This is a genomic window from Streptomyces sp. NPDC020807 (assembly GCF_040641575.1).
In the GTDB taxonomy this organism is placed as follows: domain Bacteria; phylum Actinomycetota; class Actinomycetes; order Streptomycetales; family Streptomycetaceae; genus Streptomyces.
In genome coordinates this window covers 71,319-93,835 of the sequence record NZ_JBFADU010000024.1, presented here as the reverse complement: position 1 = coordinate 93,835, position 22,517 = coordinate 71,319, and the positions used below count along the sequence as shown (strand labels likewise).

Annotated in this window: 18 protein-coding genes and 1 pseudogene; 7 read left to right on the top strand and 12 right to left on the bottom strand. The window is 71.9% G+C overall.

Going from position 1 to position 22,517, the window contains the following annotated elements; all coding sequences use genetic code 11:
• Positions 1-1,880: condensation domain-containing protein (locus AB0G79_RS27395; protein WP_360810917.1), on the bottom strand; the 1,880-nt coding region annotated here is incomplete at its 3' end.
• Positions 1,881-2,207: 327 nt separating this feature from the next.
• On the opposite strand from AB0G79_RS27395, the gene AB0G79_RS27390 reads away from it, so the two are divergent.
• Positions 2,208-3,398 carry a cytochrome P450 gene (locus tag AB0G79_RS27390; RefSeq protein ID WP_360810915.1) on the top strand — a complete coding sequence of 397 codons (1,191 nt, stop codon included), beginning with the start codon at positions 2,208-2,210 and terminating at the stop codon, positions 3,396-3,398.
• Positions 3,399-3,551: 153 nt separating this feature from the next.
• On the opposite strand, the gene AB0G79_RS27385 is transcribed toward AB0G79_RS27390, so the two are convergent.
• Complete coding sequence (locus AB0G79_RS27385) at positions 3,552-4,547, bottom strand: TauD/TfdA family dioxygenase (protein WP_360810913.1); 996 nt, start codon at positions 4,545-4,547, stop codon at positions 3,552-3,554.
• 480 nt (positions 4,548-5,027) lie between these two features.
• Here AB0G79_RS27385 and AB0G79_RS27380 point away from each other — a divergent pair, with 480 nt between their 5' ends.
• On the top strand, positions 5,028-5,825 hold the full coding sequence (locus AB0G79_RS27380) for an alpha/beta fold hydrolase (RefSeq protein ID WP_360810911.1): 798 nt from the start codon (positions 5,028-5,030) through the stop codon (positions 5,823-5,825).
• A gap of 100 nt (positions 5,826-5,925) precedes the next feature.
• Positions 5,926-6,570: a GNAT family N-acetyltransferase gene (locus AB0G79_RS27375; protein WP_360810909.1), complete on the top strand. Its 645-nt coding sequence runs from the start codon at positions 5,926-5,928 to the stop codon at positions 6,568-6,570.
• Between the two features lie 88 nt (positions 6,571-6,658).
• On the opposite strand, the gene AB0G79_RS27370 is transcribed toward AB0G79_RS27375, so the two are convergent.
• The 6 genes from AB0G79_RS27370 to AB0G79_RS27345 form a co-directional block, all read right to left on the bottom strand.
• Positions 6,659-9,121, bottom strand: coding sequence for an aminotransferase class I/II-fold pyridoxal phosphate-dependent enzyme (locus tag AB0G79_RS27370; RefSeq protein ID WP_360810907.1), 2,463 nt, complete (start codon positions 9,119-9,121; stop codon positions 6,659-6,661).
• Positions 9,118-10,137, bottom strand: a complete 1,020-nt coding sequence (gene hppD / locus AB0G79_RS27365) for a 4-hydroxyphenylpyruvate dioxygenase (RefSeq protein ID WP_360810905.1) — start codon at positions 10,135-10,137, stop codon at positions 9,118-9,120. Before hppD ends, AB0G79_RS27370 begins: the two co-directional genes overlap by 4 nt.
• A 139-nt stretch (positions 10,138-10,276) precedes the next feature.
• A complete protein-coding gene (locus AB0G79_RS27360; protein ID WP_360810903.1) occupies positions 10,277-11,860 on the bottom strand; it encodes an MBL fold metallo-hydrolase in 1,584 nt (527 codons plus the stop codon).
• A 265-nt stretch (positions 11,861-12,125) separates the two neighbouring features.
• The gene (locus AB0G79_RS27355) at positions 12,126-12,596 is read right to left on the bottom strand and encodes a YbaK/EbsC family protein (protein ID WP_360810931.1); all 471 of its coding nucleotides are present in this window, start codon (positions 12,594-12,596) and stop codon (positions 12,126-12,128) included.
• 344 nt (positions 12,597-12,940) lie between these two features.
• A complete protein-coding gene (locus AB0G79_RS27350; protein WP_360810901.1) occupies positions 12,941-13,801 on the bottom strand; it encodes an ABC transporter permease in 861 nt (286 codons plus the stop codon).
• The gene (locus tag AB0G79_RS27345; RefSeq protein WP_360810899.1) at positions 13,798-14,709 is read right to left on the bottom strand and encodes an ABC transporter ATP-binding protein; all 912 of its coding nucleotides are present in this window, start codon (positions 14,707-14,709) and stop codon (positions 13,798-13,800) included. The genes AB0G79_RS27350 and AB0G79_RS27345 overlap by 4 nt, the downstream gene beginning before the upstream one ends.
• A gap of 133 nt (positions 14,710-14,842) precedes the next feature.
• On the opposite strand from AB0G79_RS27345, the gene AB0G79_RS27340 reads away from it, so the two are divergent.
• Positions 14,843-16,060, top strand: a complete 1,218-nt coding sequence (locus tag AB0G79_RS27340; protein ID WP_360810897.1) for a sensor histidine kinase — start codon at positions 14,843-14,845, stop codon at positions 16,058-16,060.
• Here the strand turns inward: AB0G79_RS27340 and AB0G79_RS27335 are convergent.
• The 3 genes from AB0G79_RS27335 to AB0G79_RS27325 are packed head-to-tail and all read right to left on the bottom strand — an operon-like array spanning position 16,057 to position 19,078.
• The gene (locus AB0G79_RS27335) at positions 16,057-16,482 is read right to left on the bottom strand and encodes a DUF6009 family protein (RefSeq protein ID WP_360810895.1); all 426 of its coding nucleotides are present in this window, start codon (positions 16,480-16,482) and stop codon (positions 16,057-16,059) included. The genes AB0G79_RS27340 and AB0G79_RS27335 overlap by 4 nt on opposite strands.
• Positions 16,479-18,020, bottom strand: a complete 1,542-nt coding sequence (locus AB0G79_RS27330) for a phage/plasmid primase, P4 family (RefSeq protein ID WP_360810893.1) — start codon at positions 18,018-18,020, stop codon at positions 16,479-16,481. The genes AB0G79_RS27335 and AB0G79_RS27330 overlap by 4 nt, the downstream gene beginning before the upstream one ends.
• A complete protein-coding gene (locus AB0G79_RS27325; protein ID WP_360810891.1) occupies positions 18,017-19,078 on the bottom strand; it encodes a bifunctional DNA primase/polymerase in 1,062 nt (353 codons plus the stop codon). The genes AB0G79_RS27330 and AB0G79_RS27325 overlap by 4 nt, the downstream gene beginning before the upstream one ends.
• A 608-nt stretch (positions 19,079-19,686) precedes the next feature.
• Between AB0G79_RS27325 and AB0G79_RS27320 the strand changes: the two genes are divergently transcribed.
• Positions 19,687-19,833: a hypothetical protein gene (locus AB0G79_RS27320; protein WP_360810889.1), complete on the top strand. Its 147-nt coding sequence runs from the start codon at positions 19,687-19,689 to the stop codon at positions 19,831-19,833.
• Positions 19,834-20,007: 174 nt separating this feature from the next.
• Complete coding sequence (locus AB0G79_RS27315) at positions 20,008-20,682, top strand: response regulator transcription factor (protein ID WP_360810887.1); 675 nt, start codon at positions 20,008-20,010, stop codon at positions 20,680-20,682.
• 283 nt (positions 20,683-20,965) lie between these two features.
• Here AB0G79_RS27315 and AB0G79_RS27310 read toward each other — a convergent pair whose 3' ends face one another.
• Positions 20,966-21,916, bottom strand: coding sequence for a hypothetical protein (locus tag AB0G79_RS27310; protein ID WP_360810885.1), 951 nt, complete (start codon positions 21,914-21,916; stop codon positions 20,966-20,968).
• Between AB0G79_RS27310 and AB0G79_RS27305 the strand changes: the two are divergent.
• Positions 21,872-22,501, top strand: a pseudogene (locus tag AB0G79_RS27305) (winged helix-turn-helix domain-containing protein); the annotation flags it as partial. The gene AB0G79_RS27310 and the pseudogene AB0G79_RS27305 overlap by 45 nt on opposite strands.
• Between the last annotated feature and the right edge of the window lie 16 nt (positions 22,502-22,517).

Genomic DNA, 22,517 nt, shown 5'->3' with positions numbered 1-22,517 from the left:
AGCCGGTTGACGATGCCGGCGTGCGGAACGACCACGCCCTTCGGGCGGCCCGTCGAACCCGACGTGAAGATCACGTACGCGGGAGAACGCGGGTCCACCCGCACACCCAGCGGACTGTCGTCGAGGTCTGTCAGAGGCGTCTGCTCCAGCACGACCAGTGCGGCGTCCGAGGCCGGTACCGACGGCGCGATGGCCGCGGAGGTCACCACGGCCACGGGCGCGGCGTCGGCGAGCAGTTGGGCGATGCGGTCGGTGGGGTGGTCGGGGTCGACGGGCAGGTAGGCGCCGCCGGCCTTCAGCGCGGCGAGCAGCGCGACGACCATCTCCGGCCCGCGCTCCAGGCACACCCCGACGACCGACTCCGGACCCACGCCGAGCCCCGCCAGGTGCCGGGCCAGACGGTTCGCCCGGGCGTCGAGTTCCCCGTACGAGACGACCTCGTCGCCCTCGTCCCACACCAGCGCGTCCGCCTCCGGCGACCGCGCCGCCTGCGCCTCGAACAGGTCCACCAGCGAACCCGCAACCGGCTCCGTGGCCGTGTCGTTCCACTCCACCAGCACCCGGCCGCGCTCCCCCTCGTCGAGGAGGTCGGCGTGGGCGGCGAGGGCGGTGGGTTCGGCGTGGGCCAGCCAGGTGGCGACGTTGAGGTAGTGGCGTGAGACGGCGGCGGCCTCGTCGAGGTCGTGGGCGTCGGGGTTGGCGTCGACGTTGATCTGCATGCCGCCGCGGTCGTAGACGTCGATGCGGAGGTTGTCGACGGGGCCGGTGGACAGGTTGTGGGTGACGGTGGGGCAGGTGCCGAACCGGAGGTCGTAGTCGAAGGCCATCACGTTGATGTGGAGGCCGCAGAGGTCGCCGTCGGTGATCTTGAGGTCGCCGAGCATGTCGCGGTAGCGGTAGCGCTGGTGCCTCATGCCGTCGCGGACGGCGCGGGAGGTCTGGCGTACGAGGTCCTCGACGGTGGTCCGGGGGCCGATGCTCAGGCGCAGGGGCAGGATGTTGGAGGTCATGCCGGGGACGGCGAGCGTGCGGCGGTCGCCTCGGGCGCGTACGGGCAGGCCGACGGTGATCTCCCGTTCGCCGGTGACGCGGTGCTGGTAGAGCGCGGCGGCGGCGATCATGAGGCCGGGGAAGCTGGTTCTGAGGCGGCGTGCGCCGCGCTTGAGGCTGTCGGCCGCGTCGGTGTCGATGCCGTCGGTGTGCCGCAGCGGGGCGTGCTGGGCGCGGCGGGACTTGTAGGCGTCGCCGCCGTCGAGGGCGGGGTGGCCGGCGAGGCGGTCGAGCCAGTAGAGCCGGTCCTCGTCGTACTGCGCGGAGGTGCGGTAGGCGCGGTCGTCCTCGTGGAGGACGGAGAAGGGGGCGAGCGCGCCTTCGGCGGGGTCGCGGCCTTCGAGGAGGGCGTCGTAGATCTCGGCGCCGCGGGCGGCGGCGACGACGCCGCTCTGGCCGTCGAAGACGAGGTGGTGGACGCGGATGTACCAGTAGTGGAGTTCCTCGCCCAGCGTGATGATCGCGGCGTTGTAGAGGGGGCCGCCGTCGAGTTCGGCGGGGCGGCGCAGGTCGGCGTCCATCCAGGCGCGGGCGGCGGCGCGGGGGTCCGTCTCGCCGCTGAGGTCGACGGTCCGCACGGGGTAGTCGGCGGCGTCGTGGAGGTACTGGGCGGGGGTGCCGTCGAGGGTCTTCAGGCGCAGGCGTGCCGTCTCGGTCTCGTGGATCCGCAGTTCGGCCGCGCGCACGAGCAGGGCGTGGTCGACGGGTCCGTGGATCTCGATGTACTCGGCGAGAAAGAATGACCGGTTTTCGGGGGCGAGCTGCTGTGCATACCAGATGCCGAGCTGTCCGCCCATCAATTCGATGAACTCGCCCTCGTTCTTGGTCATGCCCACGCACTCCAATCGTTTGAATCGTCGACTGGAACAGCACGGGCTGCCTCAACCGGGGCACGCGCATGACCGCCCAGCTCCTGTTGAACAAAGCTGCGACCTGAGAATTCGTCTTCATCGAGCACTGGCGCGGCGACCCACTATGACCGAGCCCCGGTGGCGGATCAACGTACGTCGGGGGTGCGTTCAACTGTGCGAGAAGGGCAGTTGAACGGCTGCTTCACAGGTCGGGGGCGGACCTTGACGGGGTGTGAGGGCTTTTGGGACGGTGAATGGCGCCTATGGCTTCTCTCCCCCTTCCCGCTTTCACTGCGAGGCACCCGTATGCCCGATTCAGCGCCGCACATCGATCTGGTGGATCCGGAACTCTATTCCCGTGGCGATCCCTTTTCGCAATGGGCCTGGCTGCGTGCCAACGACCCGGTGCACTGGCACCGGCCGGGGGAGCTTCCGGGTTTCTGGTCCCTGACGCGTTACGAGGACATCCGTACGGCCTACCGGGACGCGGAGACGTTCAGTTCGGCGCAGGGGATCCTGCTGCGGCCGGCCGAGCACGGGGCGGACCCGGGCGGCGGGCGGACGCTGGCCCTCACCGACGCGCCCCGTCACAAGCAGCTGCGGGGCCTGGTCGACGGCTGGTTCGCCGTCCGCTCGGTCCGCGCGCTGGAGGCGGAGATGGCGTCGATCGCCGAGGGGGTGGTGGAGGCGGCGCTGGAGCGGGGCAGTTGCGACTTCGTCGCCGATGTCGCGGCCCGGGTCCCGCTCTATGTGATCTGCCGGATGATGGGGGTGCCCGAGTCGGACTGGGAGCGCCTGTACGACCTGACGAGCCAGGCGTTCGCGGCGGGTGACCCGCTCGCGCGGCGCTTCGCGCACCTGGACATCCTGGGGTACTTCGAGGCCCTGCAGGCCGACAAGGCGCGCAACCCGGGTGACGACCTGGTGAGCGTCCTGGCGACGGCGGTGGTGGACGGCGAGCGGCTGAGCCCCGACGACGTGATCCTGAACTGCGACAACCTGCTGGTCGGTGGTACGGAGAACACCCGGATCGCCGCGGCCGGGGGGATGCTCGCGCTCCTGGAGCACCCGGAGCAGTGGGGTGCGGTGGGCGAGGATCCGTCGCTGCTGCCGTCCGCGGTCGAGGAGGTGCTGCGCTGGACGTCGACGGCCACGCACATCATGCGTACGGCCGTGAAGCCGGTGCGGATCCATGACCGGCAGATCGAGGCCGGCGACAAGGTGGTGTTCTGGCTGCCGTCGGCGAACCGGGACGAGACGGTGTTCGACGCTCCGGACGTGTTCGACGTGCGGCGCTCCCCCAACCGTCACCTGTCGCTGGGGTTCGGTGAGCACTTCTGCCTGGGCAGCATGCTGGCGCGGGTGGAACTGCGGCTTCTGTACGGCGAGTTGGTGAAGCGGGGGGTGCGCATCGAGCTGGACGGCGAGCCGAAGCTGCTGGACTCGATCGTGGTGAACGGCCCCGAGCTGCTGCCGGTGCGGCTGAAGGCCTCCTGAACCGTGTACGCGAGCGGGGCGCCCACCGTGGAGGTGGGCGCCCCGCTCGCGTGTGCGCGCCTGCGTGCGTGCGTGTGTGCGCGTGCGCGTGTGTGCGTGCGTGTGCGTGCGTGTGTGTGTGCGTGTGCGTGCGCGTGTGTGCCGTGGCGGGGGTCAGCCGGACATGGCGACCAGGACCCTGCGGTCGCCGGTGTAGGGGCGTCGGCCGTGGGCGGTGGCGACGTTGTCGATGACCATGAGGTCGCCCTTGCGCCAGTCCACGTCGACGGCCGTCTCCAGGCCGCGGTCGTGGATGTGGAGGATGTACGCGTCGGGGATGGGGCTGCCGTCGGCGAAGGTGACGGACTGGGGCAGTTCCTCGGGGGGCAGGATCTGCGCCAGTTCGCGGGCGGTCTCGTCGCCCAGGGCGGCGGGGTGGAAGTGGTCGGCCTGGTTGAACCAGACCTCGGTGCCGGTGACGGGGTGCCGGACGGTGGCGGGGCGGACGGGGCTGGTCATGCGCAGGCCGCCGTCGGCGTCCCAGTGCCAGGTGAACTCGCCCGCCTTCAGGAAGGCTTCGACCTCGTCGCGGTCGTCGGTCTCGAACGTCTGGCGCCAGCTGCGGCCGAGGCCCATGCCGTCGTGGAGGTTCTGGGTGTAGCGGATGCCGCCGGCGAAGGCCTCGCGGACCTCGGCGTCCAGGGCGGCGAGCCAGCGCGCGCCGTCGGCGACGGGGGTGGCGCCTCCGCCGCCGGGGGTGGTGGCGCAGTAGAAGAAGAGCCGCTCGGGCCACTGGTGGCTGTACGACAGTTCGCTGTGCATCGCGATCGTCATGTGCTGGGGGTACTCGGTCGACGTGTAGAGGTTGCCGCCGAGCTGCGTGCGGGGCGAGGTGCCGTGCAGGTAGCCGAGCCGGTTGGGCAGCAGCAGGTCCATCACCGTCTCGACGTCCTCCTCGGGCACGTCGAAGTCCCGGAAGACCAGCGCCTTCTCGCGGGCGAGGAGGTCCCCGGGGTCGCCGAGGGCCGCCAGCCTGTCGCGTACTCCTTCGGCGCCGGTCGGACCGCCCTCGGGGCGTATGACGAGCGGGCTCCAGGCGGTGCCGGCTCCGGCGGTGCCGGCTCCGGGTGTGCTGGTGGCGGGTGTGCTGGTCGTGGTGGTGTCGCTCATGGCTGGGCTCCTCGGCTCCTGACTCGATACGCGTGACCGGGCGTCGTCGGGGCGGTGGGGCGAGCCGTGCTCCCGGGCCCCGCCGGGCGGGGGTCTGTCGAAGGCGGGGCCGGGAGCCGCGCGGGGCCACGGCCCCGGCTCCGGCCGCTGCGGGCTGCCCGACGGGCACGGCCGGACGCCCACTATGACCGCGGCCCACCGGTGCGGGTCAACGCGCTGTTCAACCGCGCGGCCGTCCTCGTTGAACGGCGTTGATCGGCGGGTCGTGGCGGTGTCATGGTGGACCGTCCGGCACGGCCGGGGGCCGTGGCCCCGGGTGGCCGCCCCGCTGTGGCCGGCGCCGTGCGCGCGGTGTGCGGCATGGCCGCGCCGCGGCCCGTGACGTCCCGCGCCGCCTCTTGTGCCCGCTGACTGCGACGACTTCGTCCCGGACGACCTGGAGTTCCTCTTGCGCACCGAGACTGTGACCGGAGGCATGTCATGCCGTACGTGACCTCCAACGGGATCCGGCTCTCCTACCAGCGTCAGGGCAGCGGCGAGCCGGTGCTGCTCATCATGGGCTCGGGCGCCGCCGGGCACGTGTGGACGACGCACCAGACACCGGCGATCAACGCGGCCGGCTACGAGACGGTGATCTTCGACAACCGGGGCATCGGCGCCTCCGACGCGCCCGAGGGCATGTACTCGCTGGCCGACATGGTGGCCGACACCAAGGGCCTGATCGAGGCGCTGGGGATCGGTCCCTGCCGGATCGTCGGTACGTCGATGGGCGCGATGATCGCGCAGGAGCTGGCGGCGCAGTATCCGCACCTGGTGCGTTCGGCCGTGCTCATCGCCACCCGTGCGCGTTCGGACGCGACGCGGCGGGCGCTGACCGAGGCCGACATCGCGCTGCGGGAGAGCGGGGTGCGGCTGCCGCCGAAGTACGAGGCGATGCGGACCGTCCTGGAGATGCTCTCCCCCGCCACGCTCAACGACGACACGTCGGCGCGGAGCTGGCTGGAGATCTTCGAGCTGACCGGCGGTGGCGACGGCGGCGGGCAGGCCGGCGTCGACCGGGCCGGTGACCGGCGCGGGGTGCTGCGTTCCATCACGGTGCCGTGCCGCACGATCGCCTTCTCGGACGACCTCATCTGTCCTCCGCATCTGGTGGCCGAGGTCGCGGACGCCATTCCCGGGTGCGACCACGTGGAGATCGCGGACTGCGGGCACCTGGGGAACCTGGAGCGTCCGCGGGCCGTGAACGACGCGATCGTCGAGTTCCTCGACAAGCACTGACGTCGGGCGCGCGCCGCCTCCCACCCCGCCCCGCCCTCCCCTTCCGTCCCGTCCGTTTCCGTCCCCTCCTCTTCCGTCCCTTTTCACGTAAGGCCGCGCCATGAACCAGCCTGAGCACGTCGATCCGGGTCCCGAGGCGAGGATCGTCCGGCAGGACGTCACGACGTGGACACTGCGGATGTCCTCGCCCGAGCAGCTGCGGCCGGTCCGGTCGCGGACCGAGATGCGGGTGGAGCGCTCGCAGGTGCCGTCGGTCGATCTGAGCCGGGCCCTGTACGCGGCCGTCGGCTCCCACGTGTGCTGGACGGACCGTTTCTCCTGGAGCCACGAGACGTGGCGCGCGTGGGTGCACCGGCCGTCGATGGCGACGTGGATCGCGACGGTGCAGGGCACGGTGGCGGGCTTCTTCGAGCTGGAGGCGCAGCCGGACGGCGGGGTGGAGGTGGTGCTGTTCGGGCTGCTGCCCCAGTTCTACGGGCGTGGCCTGGGCGGCGCGCTGCTGACGGCCTGCGTGGAGCGGGCCTGGCGCGCCGGTGCGGAGTGGGGCGGGCCGGAGGCGCCTGCGGCGCGGTACGTGTATCTGCGGACGAGCACGCTGGATCACCGTCATGCCGTGCGGAACTATCTCGCGCGGGGGTTCGAGACGGCGGAGGCGCGGACCGATGCCAAGCCGATCCCGGATCCGCGGATGGCGCCGTGGCCGCTGGCCCGGGACCCGCGGGAGGTGCCGGCGGGCGATTTCTAGGCGGCGAGGCCCCCTGGGCCCGTTCGGTCTTCCTCGTGCGAAGACGGCGGTGGCCCCCCTCCGGTGGGAGGGGGGCCACCGCCGTGTGTCATCGGCCGTTCGTCGCGGCGCGTGCTCTGACGAAGCGGGCAAGGCGGCCGATGCCGTCCTTGATCTGTTCGTGCGTCAGGTAGCTGACGGAGAGCCGCAGGGCGTGTTCGCCGCCGCCCTGGGGGTGGAAGTACGCCATGGGGGTCCAGATGACGCCGTACTCCTCGGCGGCCTGGGTGAGGGCCGGCTCGTCGGCGCGGAAGGGAACGGTGAGGGAGAGGAAGAAGCCTCCGCTCGGTGCGTTCCAGCGCACGCCGAGGGCGGTGCGTTCCCGGGGCGGGAAGGCGTCCTCGAGGGCGTCGAGGGTGACGCGCATCGCGTCCCCGTAGTAGGCGGCGGTGGCCTTGTTGAGTTCGCCGGCCCGGCCGTCCGCCGTGAGCAGCATGCCGGCCACGAGGGCCTGGCTGATCGGCGAGGTGTTGACCGTCACCATCGACTTGATCTTGCTGAGTGCGTCGGCGAGGAGCGTGGTGCGGCCGGTGTCGTCGGTGACGGGCTGGTCGGCGACGGCGAAGCCGACGCGCGCGCCGGGGAACAGCGTCTTGGAGAGCGAGCCGATGTGCAGCACGCGGTGGTGGCGGTCCAGTGCCTTCAGGGTCGGGAGCCGCTCCCCCGGGCTGACGAGCCGGTAGGGGCTGTCCTCCAGGAGGAGGATGTCCTCGCGTTCGGCGAGGTCGAGCAGTTCGCGGCGTGCCTGGAGGGACAGGGTGGTGCCGGAGGGGTTGGAGTGGTCGGGGATGACGTAGAAGGCGCGGGGCCTGCGGCCGCGGGCGCGTTCGGCGTGGATCGCGGCGGCGAGGCGGTCGACCCGTACGCCGTCCTCGTCCTCCTCGACGGCGACCGGGGTGATGTCGAGGAGCCGGGCGGCGCCGGTGATGCCGACGTAGCAGGGGCTGGAGGCGAGCAGGACGTCGTCGGGGCCGGTGATGAGCGCGCGGACGGCGAGCAGCATCGCTTCCTGGGCGCCGACGGTGACCACGACGGACTCGGGCGGGACGTCGATGCCCTCGTCCTTGCGCAGCGAGTCGGCGACGAGTTCGCGGATGTGGCCGCTCGTGGGTCCGTACTGGAAGAGCGTGGTGCGTATCTGCTCGGGTGAGCTGCCCTGCCGGTGCAGGTGGTCCACGTAGTGGCGCAGGTAGGTGAAGATCTGCTCGGTGTCGAAGAAGCCTTCGTAGGGGCGTCCGGGGGCGAAGGAGACGGCGTCGGGGTAGCGGGTGGTGATCTCGTTGAGGAAGTTCATGGTGTCCAGGACGGGGTCCGAGACGCTGGCGTGGAGGTCCCGTGTCCGCAGCCCGGTGCCGGTGGTGCCGGTGGTGCCGGCAGTGACGCGGGGACCGGCGGGGGCGGGCCCGGCGGGGGCGGGGGTGACGAGGGCGGGGGTCGCGGCCGTCACCGTCCCGGTGCCGGTCAGGGCCATGGCGTCGGTCAGTTCGTCGCGGACGATGCCGAGCACGTCGGCCACGCCGTCGGCTCCGGCGACGGCCAGTGCGTGCAGGGCGGGCCGGCCGATGAGGACGGCATCGGCGCCGAGGGCGAGGGCGGTCAGGACGTCGGTGCCCCGGCGTACGCCGCCGTCGAGGAGGACGGGGCAGGCGCGGCCGACGGCCTCGGCGACGGCGGGCAGCGCGGTGAGGGTGGCCGGGGCTCCGTCGAGCTGGCGTCCGCCGTGGTTGGAGACGACGATGCCCTGCGCGCCCTCGGCGGTGGCCCGCCGGGCGTCCTGCGCGGTGAGGACGCCCTTGAGGAGGATGGGCAGGGAGCTGACGGTGCGCAGCCAGGCGAGGACGGACCAGTCCAGGGCGGGGTCGAACTCGGCGAGTGCGTGTGCGCTGGGCGAGTCGAATCCGTCGCCGGTGAGGTTGGCGGGCGCGATGCCCTCGGGGAGTGCGAAGCCGTTGCGCAGGTCGCGCAGCCGGCGGCCGAGGCGTGGTGCGTCGACGGTCAGGACGAGGGCTTCGAAGCCGGCCCGTTCGGCGCGTTCGATCAGCGCCCGGGTGACGCCCCGGTCGCGGAAGCAGTACACCTGCAGCCACAGCGGTGCGGTGGCGGCGGCGGCGATGTCCTCGAAGGTGCGGCCGGCGAAGGTGCTGACGGTCAGCGGGACGCCCGCGGCGCCGGCGCCGCGGGCGGTGGCGACCTCGCCCTCGGGGTGGGCCAGGGCGTGGTAGGCCATCGGGGCGATGCCGAGGGGGGCCGCCCAGTCGCGGCCCAGGATCCGGGTCGTGGTGTCCGGTGCCTGGTGTCCGGCCAGGACGCGGGGGTGCAGGTGGACGGCGTCGAAGGCGGCGGTGTTGGCGGCGAGGGTGCGTTCGTCGCCGGCGCCGCCTTCCAGGAAGTCCCTGACGGCCGGTGTGAAGTGCGGCCGCGCCGCCGTCTCGTAGTCGGCCAGGGTCAGCGGGCGGGCGGCGTCGGCCGGCGGGCGGTCGGCAGCCGTGGGCGGGTGGTCGGCGGGGCTCATCCGGCGGTCAGCCGCTCGCGTTCCACCGCTTCGTACAGGGCGCGGATGTTGGAGCTGCCGAAGCCGCGCGATCCCTGACGTTGGATCAGTTCGTAGAAGAGGGTGTTGCGTTCGTGCGGTGAGCGGCTGAACAGCTGGAGCAGGTGTCCCCATTCGTCGCGGTCGGCGAGGACCTGGGTGTCGCGGAGTTCGCCGACGACGGCCCGCAGGTCGGGGAAGCGGTCGGCGAGGACGTCGTAGTAGGCGTCGGGGGTGGTGAGGAAGTCGACGCCGCGCTGCTTGCACTCCCGTACGGCCGGGATGATGTCGTCGACGAGGAAGGCGAGGTGCTGGACGCCGGGGCCGCCGTTGCGTTCGAGGAACGAGTCGAGCTGGCCGGTGTGCTTGGCGGGGTCCGGTGCGACGAGGGTGAAGGTGACGCCGCCGCTCGGGTTGCGGACGACGACGGAGTCCATGGCCTGGTCGCCGACGCTGACGTACTCGGAGTAGAAGCGGTCGAGGCCGAAGCCGTCCTGGTAGAAGCGCGCGTACGCGTCGAGGGTGCCGCCGGAGAGGCAGACGGCTATGTGGTCGAGGGACTTGACGCGGCCGGGCGGGTGGTGGGGCCCGTCGAGGGGGACCCAGGTGCGGCGGGGCGGGAGCCGGTCGGCGGGGGACGTGGGGGCGTCGACGAGGGTGTGGGTGACGTCGCCGAAGCCGCTGACGACGGTGTCGCCGCGCGGGGAGGTCTCGGTGCGGGCGCCGGCGCGCAGCGCCGCGTCGCGGGTGGCGGCGACGTCGTCGCAGGTCATGGCGATGTCGGCGATGCCGTCGCCGTGTTCGTCGCAGAACTTCCAGGTGGCTCGGCCGGTGGTGACGACGACCTGGACGTCGCCCTGTCGCAGCAGGACGGAACTGCGGTCGACCTCGACGGAGTCGGCGATGCGGGTGAAGCCGAGGGCGGTGACGAAGTAGTCGGTGGTCGAGCGTTTGTCCTTGGTGAACAGCTCTACGTACGCGATGTCCTGCACGACCATAAGGCGGCCTCCTCAGGGCAGTTGCCGGGTGACGTGTGTGTGCCGACGGCCGGGCGGGACACCCTGGGCAGTGCCTGGGTGCCCCGCGCCGGGCCGTGCTCGATGGGGTTCGGTTGCGGTCTCTACCGGCCGGGGGCGGCTACCAGCGCCATTCCTGCTGCTTGAAGAGGTGACCGGCGGGGATGTCGCGCTCCTTGCACCAGGTCAGGAACTCCTCGATCTGCTTGATCTGGTAGGTGTCCTCGGTGTACGTGGTGGCCATGACGTGTCCGAGCCAGTCCTCCTCGCCCATGGCGTAGACGTAGGCCTCCTTGGCGCCGAGTTCGGTCATGATCGCGGCGGCCTGCTCGGCGTTGGAGCCGGAGAGCTTGCGGGAGTTGCTCATCTTCTTGGTGACCGGGATGGTCAGCAGCGCCTGGTAGAGCCAGGTCAGCGGCGCGCCGTCGCACTCCATGCCGAGGAAGGCGATGTCGGCCTGGCCGAGGTGGTCCTTCATGTAGCGGTAGAGGGACGGTTCGATGCCGGAGGAGTCGGCGCCGATGAAGACCTTCTTGCCGGCCAGTTCCGCCCAGTAGGTGGACTTGGCGCGGATGTCGAGGTCGCAGTGCTCGCCGAGGAAGGGGGTGGCGGTGATCTTGCCGCCGGGGAAGGGGACCTCGTCGAAGTCGTCGACCTCGATGACGGTGAAGCCCTGGTTGCGGAGCATCAGCGCCATGGAGGGGTCGGCGAGGTTGCCGCGCGAGGAGCGCGGGACGACGATGGCGCCGAGTCGGCCGCGCAGCTGCAGGAGCGTCTCGAGGACGATGTGGTCCTGGTGGCCGTGGGTGATGAGGACGAGGTCGATGTAGTCGGGCAGGTCGTCCAGCGTGTACCGGTCGGTCTTGTCGCTGTCGGCGCTGATGAACGGGTCGGTGACGATGGCGGCCTCGGGCGTCTGCAGGACGAGGCAGGCGTGGCCGAAGTAGCGGATGCGGCCGCCGTTTTCGATGTGGCGGTCCTCGGACAGGCTCGGCTTGTCGGTGAGCAGGGTCCGCAGCTGCTTGGTCTGCGCGTCGTCCAGGCCGAGGGCGTCGCGCAGGTGCGCGAGGGTCGTGGGGTGGACGCGGCTCTTGAAGAGCTCGGCGAGGCCTTCGTGGCGGAAGGGGATCTGCAGCTCGAGGACGTCGGGCGAGGGCAGGCGCGGGGTGCTGAGGATGAACGGGCGCTCGATGCCCGTCTCCAGGGAGAGCTGCACCGACTGGCGCTCCTCCTGGTAGACGGCGCTCTTGTAGACGACCGGCTCGAGGAAGCGCATCTGCGCCTGGTTGTCGGTGTCGTAGGCGAGTTCGACGAGGCCGGCGAGCTCGGTGGGGAGCTTGGGGTAGAGCGGGGTCAGGTCGAAGCCGGTCGCGTTGGCGCGCAGGATCTCCTGGCCGGCGGCTATCGCGTGGGCGAAGGCGAGCATGTCGGCGCGGTCGCGCTTGATGGTGGCGAGCAGGTCGCGCACCTCGTCGGCGCGCTCCTCGGGGATGTTGATGAAGTAGCCGCCGCGGAGTTCGGGGTTGTTGCTTGCGGCGACGTGGACCTGCGGGGACTGCAGGTAGGACTCGAGGAGCGGGACCTGGAGGAAGGCCAGGTTCATCGCGGCCTGGACCGGGGCGATCGTGTAGGGCCAGGCGAAGAAGCGGTCCACGAGCGGCTCGATGATCGCCTTCGAGCGCAGGTACAGCTGTTCGTCAGCCATGGGTGCTTTCCCTCCAGGGAGCCAAGGAAGAGGACCGCCTGGGGGCACACGCATGCCCGTGACGCACAGCGGACCGTGAGAAAAGGTGAAGGAGTGCGGGGACGCCGGGTGTGTTGTCGGGCGTGCCTGCCGCAGCAGAATGACCGGCGGTGCCGGTGACGATCAATACGCGCCGGGTGGTGGCGGGTTGAACAGGCCTCGCCGGGCGGGTGGGGTGGTGTTCAACCGCGGTGGGGGCGGCGGTTGAACACCGGTGGGGTGGTTCTCAGGCGGTCGCGGGTGCGGCGATGGGGGCGACGGCGGGCATGGCGACTTCGAGGTAGTCGGGTACGGCGAGGGCGACGGACAGGTCGAGGCGTCCGGCGTTGAAGTAGATCTCGTCGTGGACGAGGAGGTTGTCGTCGACGAGGAGGTCGAGTTCGCGGCTGAAGGCGAAGGGGGCGATGGAGCCGCTGACGCTGCGGGTGAGGCGTTCGGCGACGGTCCGTTCGGCGAAGTTGGCGGCGCGCCCGTGGTAGCGGGCGGCGAGGGCGGTGAGGTCGACCCGGCGGTCGCCGGGGACGACGGCGAGGACGTAGCGGCGGGAGCGTTTGCCGGTGGCGACGCGGACGACGAGGGATTTCGCGGCCTGTTCGAGGGGGTGGTCGCGCAGGGCGCTGGCGGCCTCGGTGGATCCTTCGGGTGGGTGGCGGATGATCCGGTACGCGTCGGGGCGGGCGGTCAGGAGGGCGGTGATGCGCGCGAAGGCGTCGGGTGTCGTGGCGGGGGCGGGGGGTGGGGTGGTGTCGGGTGGGTGCACGGTGTCTCCGCGTGGTGAGGAGCGGGGGAAGAAAGGGAGGGGGGTGCTCCTGCGGGGTGTCCGCCGGCATGCGGGGGTGCACCGCTCGTGGCGGCCGTGGCGGTCGCGGTGGTCGTCATCCTAGAAATGCGGGGGGCGTGTCCGGTACGTGTTCAGGCGGGGGCCCGGACGGCGGCGCGGTGCGGGGGGGCGTGTGGGGGCGGGGGGTGGGGGCGGGGGGTGGGGGCGTACGGGAAAGCCGCTGCCGTTTCGCGTGGCAGCGGCTTCTTCGGGTGGGGGTGTCACTGGTCGCGGCGTTTGACGGCGAGGATCGTGATGGCGGCGGCGACGACGGCCCAGACGGCGTAGACGGTCCAGGCGCCTTCGGCGGACCAGGGGTAGTGGGCGGGCTTGTCGGCGATCTGCATGAGTCGGGCCCAGGCGCTGTAGGGCAGGGCGTGGTCGATGACGGCGGAGGTGTAGTGGTCGTCGCTGACGCCCATGGGGACGAGGAGGAGGAGGGCGAAGCTGGTTCCCATGGTGGCGGCGCTGGCGCGGACGATCGTGCCGACGGCCATGCCGACGAGGGCGGCGAGGGGGGCGGCGAGGACGCAGGCGGCGACTGCGGACAGGACGCCGGGGTCGGTCAGGGAGATGCCGGTGCCGCGTGCGGACAGGATGGCCTGGGTGGACCAGAAGGAGCCGCCGGCGGCGAGGAGGCCGAATCCGGTGGTGACGGCGGTGACGACGACGACCTTGGCGGCCATGACGGCGCTGCGGTGGGGGACGGCGGTGAAGGTGGTGCGGATCTGGCCGGTGCTGTATTCGCTGACGACGCTCAGGGAGCCCATGGCGCTGGCGACGAGCAGCAGGCAGAGCAGGGCGGCGTCGGTGAAGGAGTCGAGCATGGCCCAGTTGGGGGCGAAGTCGGCCTTCTCCTGGGCGCTCCAGGCGGGCCAGTTGCTGTAGTCGTCGTAGGTGGTGAAGACGTTGAAGCCGATGATGGCGAGGGTGCCGACGGCGATGGTCCACGCGGTGGAGCGCAGCGACCACATCTTGATCCACTCGGAGGCGATGAGGTCGGTGAAGCGGGCTCGGGGGGTGGGCTCGGCTTCGGGCTCGCGGGTGGTGGGGGTGGCGGGGGCGGTGGAGGTGAGGGTCATCGGGCTTCTCCTGCCGCGTACTCGACGCTGTCGGCGGTCAGTTCCATGAAGGCGGACTCGAGGGACGCGTTGTTGTTGGTGAGTTCGTGGACGGGGATCATGTGGCGGAAGGCGATGTCGCCGATGTGGGGGGCGCTCATGCCGCGGACGGTGAGGGCGTCGTCGGGGTGGGTCTCGACGGTGGCGCCGGCGTCGCTGAGGAGGGGGTGCAGCGCGGCGGCTTCGGGGGTGCGGACGGTGACGCTGCGCTGGGTGCCCCGTGCGGCGAAGTCCTTGAGGCTTTCGGCGGCGATGAGGCGGCCGCGGCCGACGACGACGAGGCTGTCGGCGGTGTTCTCCATCTCGGACATGAGGTGGCTGGAGACGAAGACGGTGCGTCCTTCGGCGGCGAGCCGCTGGAAGAGGCCGCGGACCCATTTGACGCCTTCGGGGTCGAGGCCGTTGAGGGGCTCGTCGAAGAGGAGGACGGGCGGGTTGCCGAGGAGGGCGGTGGCGATGCCGAGGCGCTGCTTCATGCCGAGGGAGTAGCCGCCGATGCGGCGGTCGCCGGCGTCGGCGAGGCCGACCTCTTCGAGGACGTCGTCGACGCGGCGGCGGGGCAGCCGGTTGCTGACGGCGAGGGAGGCGAGGTGGGCGCGGGCGGTGCGGCCGCCGTGGACGTGATGGGCGTCGAGCAGGGCTCCCACGTCGCGCATGCCGCGGGTGCGGTCGGTGTAGGGCCGGCCGTTGATGGTGACGGAGCCGCTGGTGGGCCGGTGCAGTCCGAGCATCATGCGCAGGGTGGTGCTCTTGCCTGCGCCGTTGGGGCCGAGGAAGCCGGTGACGTGGCCCGGTTCGACGGTGAAGCTGAGGCTGTTGACCGCGGTCTTCTGTCCGTAACGCTTGGTGAGTTCCCTTGCTTCGATCATGTGATTCATCATGGCGAGGGCCGCGTGAAGCGTCATCACTCCCAGGGTGACACCGCTTGAACAGTGGTGTCACCCCTGGTTGTACGGCGGTGGGCTGATCCGGCGGCCGGGGCGGCGTGGTTACGATCCGTTTATGTCCTTCTCGTACCGTGCTGTGTTTCGTCGGGTGCCGCCGGGTTGGTGGGCGGGTGGTCTGTGGTCGTTGGCGGCGTTGTCTCCGCTGGTGTGGTCGGGGCGGGGTGCGGCCGGGGGGCCGGTCGCCGACGCGCTGGGCGGGCTGGGGGGTCAGTTGCTGCTGGTGTGTGCGGTGGTGGCGGCGTGGGGCGGGTGTGCGGTGCTGATGCGCCGGCCGTGGGTGGGTTCGGCGCTGCTGCTGGCGGGGACGGTGGCGTATGCGGGGGCGTGGGGGCTCGATGAGCTGCCGGTGCTGCAGTTCCTGGCGGTGGATGTGGCCCTCGCCCTGGTGGCGGCGGTGCGGGCGCCTCGGGTGTCGTTGCCGGTGGCGGGGGCGGCGCTGGTGGTGCTCGGGGTGTTCGCGGGGGTGCGGTGGGGCAGCGGCGCGGAGGCGGGGACGGCGTCGGAGCCGTATGTGGCGCTGACGGTGGTGGTGGCGTGGCTGGCGGGCCGGTCGGTGCACCAGTCGCGTGCGTACGAGGCGGAGGTGCGCCGGCAGTTCTCCGAGCGGGTCGCGTCGCGTGCGGTGGCCGGTGAGCGGCTGCGGATCGCGCGGGAGTTGCATGACAGCGTGGCGCACAGCATCGGGATCATCGCGTTGCAGGCGGGGGCGGCGGCGCGGGTGGTGGAGGCGCGGCCCGAGGAGGCGCGGGTGGCGATGGTGGCGGTGGAGCGTGCGGGTCGTGAGGCGCTGGCGGGGTTGCGCCGGATGCTGGGGGCGCTGCGGGATGCGGAGGGCGGGGAGGCGGCGGCGCCGTTGGATCCGCTGGAGGGGCTGGAGGGTGTCGGGCGGCTGGCGGAGCGGGCCGGGGAGGCGGGGGTGCGGGTGGAGGTGTGCTGGGAGGGTGAGCGTCGTGTGTTGCCGCGGGAGGTGGATTTCGCGGCGTTCCGGATCGTGCAGGAGTCGGTCACGAACGTCGTCCGGCATGCGGGGACGGGTGCGTGTCGTGTGGTGATCGCCTTCGGGTCCGGTGAGCTGGGGGTGGAGGTCACGGACGGCGGTTCGGGTCCCGGGGAGCGGGTGGGGGTGGGGTACGGGCTCATCGGTATGCGTGAGCGGGTGGCGTTGCTGGGTGGGGAGTTCTCGGCGGGCGGGGTGCCGTCGGGGGGGTTCCGGGTGGCGGCGACGCTGCCGGTGGGGCCGGGGCGTGGGGGGAGCGGGCCGGCGGGGGGTTAGCCGGGCGGTGGTGGTGCGGGGAGGTCGTGCCGGTCGTGGTGGTGGCGGTGGTCGTGCCGGGCGTTCCGGTCGCCTTCGGAGCGGGGTGTTTTCCGGCCTTTCTCGCGGGCGTGGACGGTGCGGGGGTCGACGGCTTCGGCGGGGGTGCCTGTGGCGTAGAGGCCGTGGGGGGTGGTGTCGCGGTCGTTGGGGGTGAGCCAGAAGACGCGGCGCAGGAAGGTTCCGGAGGCGCGTGAGGCTTTGGCCTGGGGGGTGAGGGTGGCGTAGCCGATCATGCGGCCGTCGCGGTGGTAGGGGGGTCTGCCGCGGCGGGTGGGGAGCCGGTCGAGTGACTGGCGTACGTAGTCGAGGGTGTCGACGGGTTCGAGCCAGACGATGTCGTGCTCGTGGGTGAGTTCGTCGTTGGTGATGAGGGAGCTCACGGGGCCTCCGCGTCGGCGAGCAGACCGATGCCCGGATAGTACTTTCGCGAGTTCGACAGGACCATCTCCTTGGGTGAGGTCAGGCCGGCCAGTTCGCGGGCGCGTTGCGCGAAGGCGCGTGAGGTGATGGCCGGGGCCCCTTCGCTCTGGCACCACTTTTTGTAGGCATCGTACAGGCGTGCTTGTTCGGCGCGGTGGTGGTGTCCGAGGGTGCAGCGTTCTTCGAAGAAGCGGCCGGTGTGGTCTTCGGTGTCGGCGTAGGAGGTGGTTGCGACGCGGATCTGTTCGGGGCCGGTGAGGTCGCGGTCGCCGGAGAGGTAGCGGCGGGCGCCGTCGATGAGCCAGCCGAGGATGCCGGGGCCTTCTTCGGTGACGAGGATGTCGGCGAGGTTGTCGACTTTGCGTTCGTCGCTGACGACGCGTTCGAAGGGGATGAGGCGCATGCGGCGCCAGAAGGCGAAGCCGCCGGTGCCGACTTCGGGGCGGTGGTTGCCCAGGAGCCAGAGTTTGTGGGTGGGTTGGAAGGAGAAGAAGTCCTGGCGCATGCGGCGGGCTTTGATGCGGTCGCCGCCGGTGAGGAGTTTGACGCGGGCTTCGTCGAATTTGTCGCCGGGGCGGACTTCGTTGCAGACGACGACGCGGCGGCCGTGGAGTTCGGCGAGGTCGGTGGGGTGTCCTTCGTAGGGGCGGGCCATGAGGAAGCCGGGGGGTGCGGCGTCGGCGTAGTCGCCGAGGAGTTTCATCAGGACGTCGAGGAGGACGGATTTGCCGTTCTTTCCGGCTCCGAAGAGGAAGGGCATGACCTGGCCGCCGACGTCTCCGGTGATGGAGTAGCCGAGTAACAGCTGGAGGAAGTCGGTCATCTGCCGGCCGTCGGTGTCCTCGCCGAAGGTGTCGGCGAGGAAGCGGTGCCAGCGGGGTGTGGGCATGTGGCTGGCGGCTGTGGTGGTGGAGCGGGAGTGGAAGTCCTTGTCGGGGTCGGGCAGGCGGGTGCGTCCGGTGCGCAGGTCGACGATGCCGCCGGGGGTGCACAGGGCGTAGCTGTCGGTGTCGAGGAGGGCGGCGTTGAGGGTCATGCCGGGGGCGCTGCGGGCCTGGACGAGCATGGCGTTGATGCCGGTGGTGGACAGGGCGCGGCGGCGGTGCTGGAGGAGGGTGTGGGGGGTGTGGCGGCCGGTGATGTCGGTGGTGGCGAGGGTTTCGGCGAGGTCGCCGGCGGCCCACAGGACCGTTTCTTCTTCGTCGGCCTGCCAGCGGGAGCCGTCCCAGCGGTACCAGCCGAGTCCGGGGACGTAGCGGTAGTCGCGGGCGTAGAGGCGGGCGAAGAGTTTGGCGTTGCCGCGGTCGGTGAGGGTGTCGGGGAGGAGGCCTTGGTCGGTGACTCCTGCGGTGCCGTGGGCGGCGAGGGGGCTGGGGGCCTGGTGGGGGGTGGTGGCGGACTGGGCGAGGATCTGGGCGGCGACGGCGTGTGCGTCGAAGACGTCCGTGGTGCCTGCTGCGGGTCCGGTGGTTCGGGGCGGGGTGGTGGGGGTGCTCACCGGTGCCTGCCGGGGGTGAGGGGGTGGGCGAGGCCGGCGCTCATGCCGCCGGCGATGATCTGCATGGAGCGCCGGTCCTGTCCGGGGCGGGCGGTGCGGGCTGCTTCCCGCAGGGCGTGGGTGGCGGCGTCCTGGGTGAGATGGCCGGCGGCCACCAGTCCTCCTAAGGTGTAGGCCGCCCGGTTGAGGACGGCGGTGAAGCCGGCACCGTCGTGGACGCGTCCGCAGTCGTGGATCTCCTGCAGGACGGTGGTCATGATCCGGGTGATCCGCTGGTGCCCGGCGCCTGCGGCGCGTACGGCCTGCTGGGCGCGTGCGGGGGCGCGGCGGGGGCTGCGGGGGTGCGGGATGTGGGGGCGGTGGTGGCCGGTGCGTTCGAGTTCGGTGGCGAGCCAGCCGGGCAGGGGGGCGGGGGTCGGGGAGCCGTCGAGGGGCTGGTAGGTGCCGGTGGGGGTGGTGGTCGTGGGGGCGACGATGTAGCCGCCGTGGGCGCGGATGTCGACCTGCCAGGCGAGGGCGCGCTGGGGGCTGTTGCCGGAGGAGCAGCGCCAGTGGCGTGTGTCGTCGGCGCGGTACCAGACGTGGAGTCCGCCGGAGGGTGTCCGGACGCGCAGGGTGCGGGTGTCGTGGGCGGGGTTGTCCTGGCCGCGGAGGGCGGCGAGGACGGCGAGGGTGTCGAAGCCGTTGGTGAGGCCGGTGAGGTCGACGGTGTCGCCGATGTCGATGCCGGGCCAGATCCGGTCGCGGGCGGGCGGGGGTGCGGGGTGGGTGTCGATGTCGATGACGACGAGGCGGGCGGGGCCGCAGGCGACGCCCACGCCGTGGTGGGGGTTGTCCGTCCACCAGCGGGTGATGCGGTCGGTGTCGAGGGTGGCGGCGTGGAAGCCGTGGCACCAGCGGTGGGCGGCGGGGCAGGGGCAGCCGGCGGGGGTGTGTCCCGGGGTGCGGCAGGCGGTGCAGTTGGCCAGGGGGATCTTGCGCCCGGGGAGCAGGGGGTGAACCGGCCAGCCCTGTTCGGCGCACCACAGCGCGGTGGCGAGCCGTGTGTTGCCGGGCATGGCGCCGCGCCATGCGTCAGTGTGATGACGTCGCAGGTCATCAAGCATCCGCATCCCCCCAGAGCGACCGAAGCGACCCTTCGATGAACACAGACTAAAACAGCTTGTCGATCGATGACACAGCCAAAAATCCTGCGGTCGCCGGCGCGCGCAGCGACCGTACTTCGTTCGGTCGCTGTGGGGCTGTGGCGGGAAAACCGCAGATGGGAGAGGTTTGGCGCCTCCTCAACAGCGACTGAAGCGACCGAAGTTCCGGTCTATGAGAACGACGGCACACTCCTTCATGGCTTGCATATATGGGAGAGGTGAGTCGCTTGGGTCGCTCGCCGCGCCCCGGCGCGCCTGTGGCCTGCGGGAATGCTGTTCTGGTGCAGCGACCGAAGTCCCCGCGGGGGCAGGGGTGTTTGAGTCGCTGTCGAGCTGCTGTGGGGCGCAAGTGGCTTTTTGGTGCGGGAGATGCGGATGCTTCGTGTGCTGTCCGATGCCTGTCCGGCGGTGCCGGAGGGTGCCGGACGGCACCGGAAGGGGTGTCCAACTGCGCCCGGGGCGCTGTCCGTCCGGCGGGGGCGGCTGCCAGGCTCGCGGCCCTGCACGGAAGGGAGCAGGGCATGGACGACGAGTACCGGTGCGAGATCTGCGGCGAGGCGAACAGCGTGTGGGACAGGCCGTCCGGGCTGTGGGCGGAGCAGTACCTGCTGCCGGTGGAGGCGGACTGCTGGAACTGCTCGGCCGTCAACCTGCTTCCCGAGGCCTGACGGTGGGCCCGCGGTCACGGGGGCGGGGTCGGGTGGAGGGGTGGCTGCGGGCGGGCCGCACTACGATGGACGGATGCCCGCCGCCACACCCGCGCCGCCGACGCCCGCCCGCCGCGCCCCGGGAAACCACCGTCCTCTTCCCCCGTCCGCGGCTCTCGCGCGAGGGGGTGCGCGGTGATCAGGGTCGGGCTGGTGGACGACCAGCCGCTGGTGCGCACCGCGCTGCGGATGGTCATCGCCCAGGCCGACGACCTGGAGGTCGTCGGCGAGGCCGGTGACGGGGCGGAGGCGGTCGGGCTCGCGGAGGACGCGGCGCCGGACGTCATCGTGATGGACATCCGGATGCCGGGCATGGACGGCATCGAGGCGACCCGGCGGATCGCGGCGGGCCCCTCGGCGGCACAGGTCATCGTCCTGACGACGTTCGACGAGGACGAGTACGTGTACGGGGCGCTGCGCGCCGGGGCCGCGGGCTTCCTGGTCAAGGACATGGCCCTGGAGGAGATCCTCGGGGCGATCCGGGTGGTCGCCGCCGGCGACGCGCTGATCGCGCCGGGCGTCACCCGCCGCCTCATCAGGAACTTCACCGCCCAGCCGCCGGCGACCGCCGCGGCGGCGGCCGCGCCCACGGTCCGGCTGCAGGGCATCACGGACCGGGAGAAGGAGGTCCTCGCCCTCATCGGCGCGGGCCTGACCAACACCGAGATCGCCCACGAGCTCACCATCAGCGTCGCGACGGCCAAGACCTACGTGACCCGGCTCCTGGCCAAACTCGACGCCCGCGACAGGGTCCAGCTGGTGATCCTCGCGTACGAGAACGGCCTGGCGGGCCCCTCACGGCACCCCTGACACACCACGCCCCTCCCCCGCTCCCCCACAGGGGGAAGGGGGAACTCGCCGAGTCCGTGAGTCCGTACCCGAGAGTCGGTACTCACCACCCCGGAGACCGGTACGCACCCACCCCACTCGCCCACCACCGCAGGGAGCGCGGAGCGCTCCGGTCGGTTTTTCGCCGCGGAGCGGCGGGGACGGGTGTGCAGGGCCGCCGCGGAGCGGCGGGGAAGGCACCCGCCGACCGTCGCGTAGCGACGGCGCGACGAGTCTGCGGAGCAGACCGCGCGCAAGGGTCACGTTATTTACTGGTAGCGGGGAGGGGTTCGGGGGTGAGGGTGCGGCGCAGCTGCTCCATGTGGATGGGCATGGGTTCCCAGCCGGGCCGGCCGGCCATGACCCAGTTCAGCGCGGTCATGCCGCGGGCGAAGGCCTGGGTCAGTCCTTGGGGCCGCAGGGTGATGCCGGGAGGTCCGGCCTTGGTGGGGACGAGCGTGACCCAGAGCGCGCTGCGTCCTCCTTGGAGGGGTTCCACGAGCCGTTCGCGCACCTCTAGCCAGCGTCGCAGGGCGACTTGGGTGCCGGGGCGCAGGGCGTACCACTCGGTGTCGGGCAGCGGTTCGAGCTGGTCGCGGGCGGCTTCGACGCGTCGGCAGAGCGCTGAGGAGAGGCGGTGGTCCTGGCCCCAGAGCACCGCGCGGACGGACGAGGGGGCGACGCCGGCGAGTTCGGCGATCTCCTCGGCGCGGTTCGGGGCTGCCTTCTGCTGCCGGCGCCGCAGTCCGACGGCCTGCAGGCCGGGTGCCAGATCGTCGAGGCGGAGTGCCGCGAGCTCGCCCGATCGCGCGCCGGTGTCCAGGACGAGACAGACCATGGCCAGCAGCCGCGTGCGGTCCTGGAAGGACAGGGTCCTGCCCTCCCGTTCCCGTGGGCCCCCGGCGGCCAGCTCCACCAGGCCCCGGTACACGTCTCCCAGCATCTCCGCCCGGACCACGGCCTTGGGTTCGGGCTGCTCGACCACCGGCAGCACGACCGCGGTCCCCTCGGGTACGACGAGCCGCGCCATGATTCCCAGGCAGTCCCGCACGATCCGCAACGTGGCCGCGGGCAGGGCGCGTTCCCTCCCCCGCCCGGGCTCCAGGGCGCGCAGCTCCCCCGCACACGCGAGGTCCCAGAACGCCCGCAGCACGGGCTGGTCGAACAGCCCGTGCACGGGGCCGTCCCCGATCCCCCGCAGGCGTTCCGTGAGCAAGGCCCGCTCCCACATCCCCGCCACCATCCACAACTGCCGGGCCCGTACCCGGGAAACCCGCATCCCCGCCACGGGCACCCGTTCCTCCCACTCCCCACCCCGAGGAGCCACCCGCCCCAGCGCCTCCGCAAGCTCCCGCACGGCTTGCCCGGCCACACCCGACATCCCAGCCCCCTCACGCCCGAGCACCACCACGACCACCACGACCACCACGACCACCACGACCACCACGACCACCACCGGTCCCGCCCGCAGGCTGGATCACGTTATTTACCGTACCCTTCGCGTCCCCGCCCGGTCAGGTGCCGGGCCGCCCGGGGGCGGGGCGGTAGGTTGGGAGGTCGGGGGTGGGTTGTGGGGTCGTCGGAGTTGCTGATCGTGCTGGATCGGGACAGTGGGGTTCCTCTTCAGCAGCAAGTGTCCGATCAGGTCGTCGCGTTGGTGCGGGCGGGGCGGTTGCGGGCCGGGGAGAGTGTGCCTCCCTCGCGGGAGCTGGCGCGGCAGTTGGGGGTGTCGCGGACCGTGGTGACGCGGGCTTACGAGTTGTTGCGGGCCCGGGGGGTGCTGGAGGCTCGGCGGGGGTCGGGGACCCGGGTCGCCG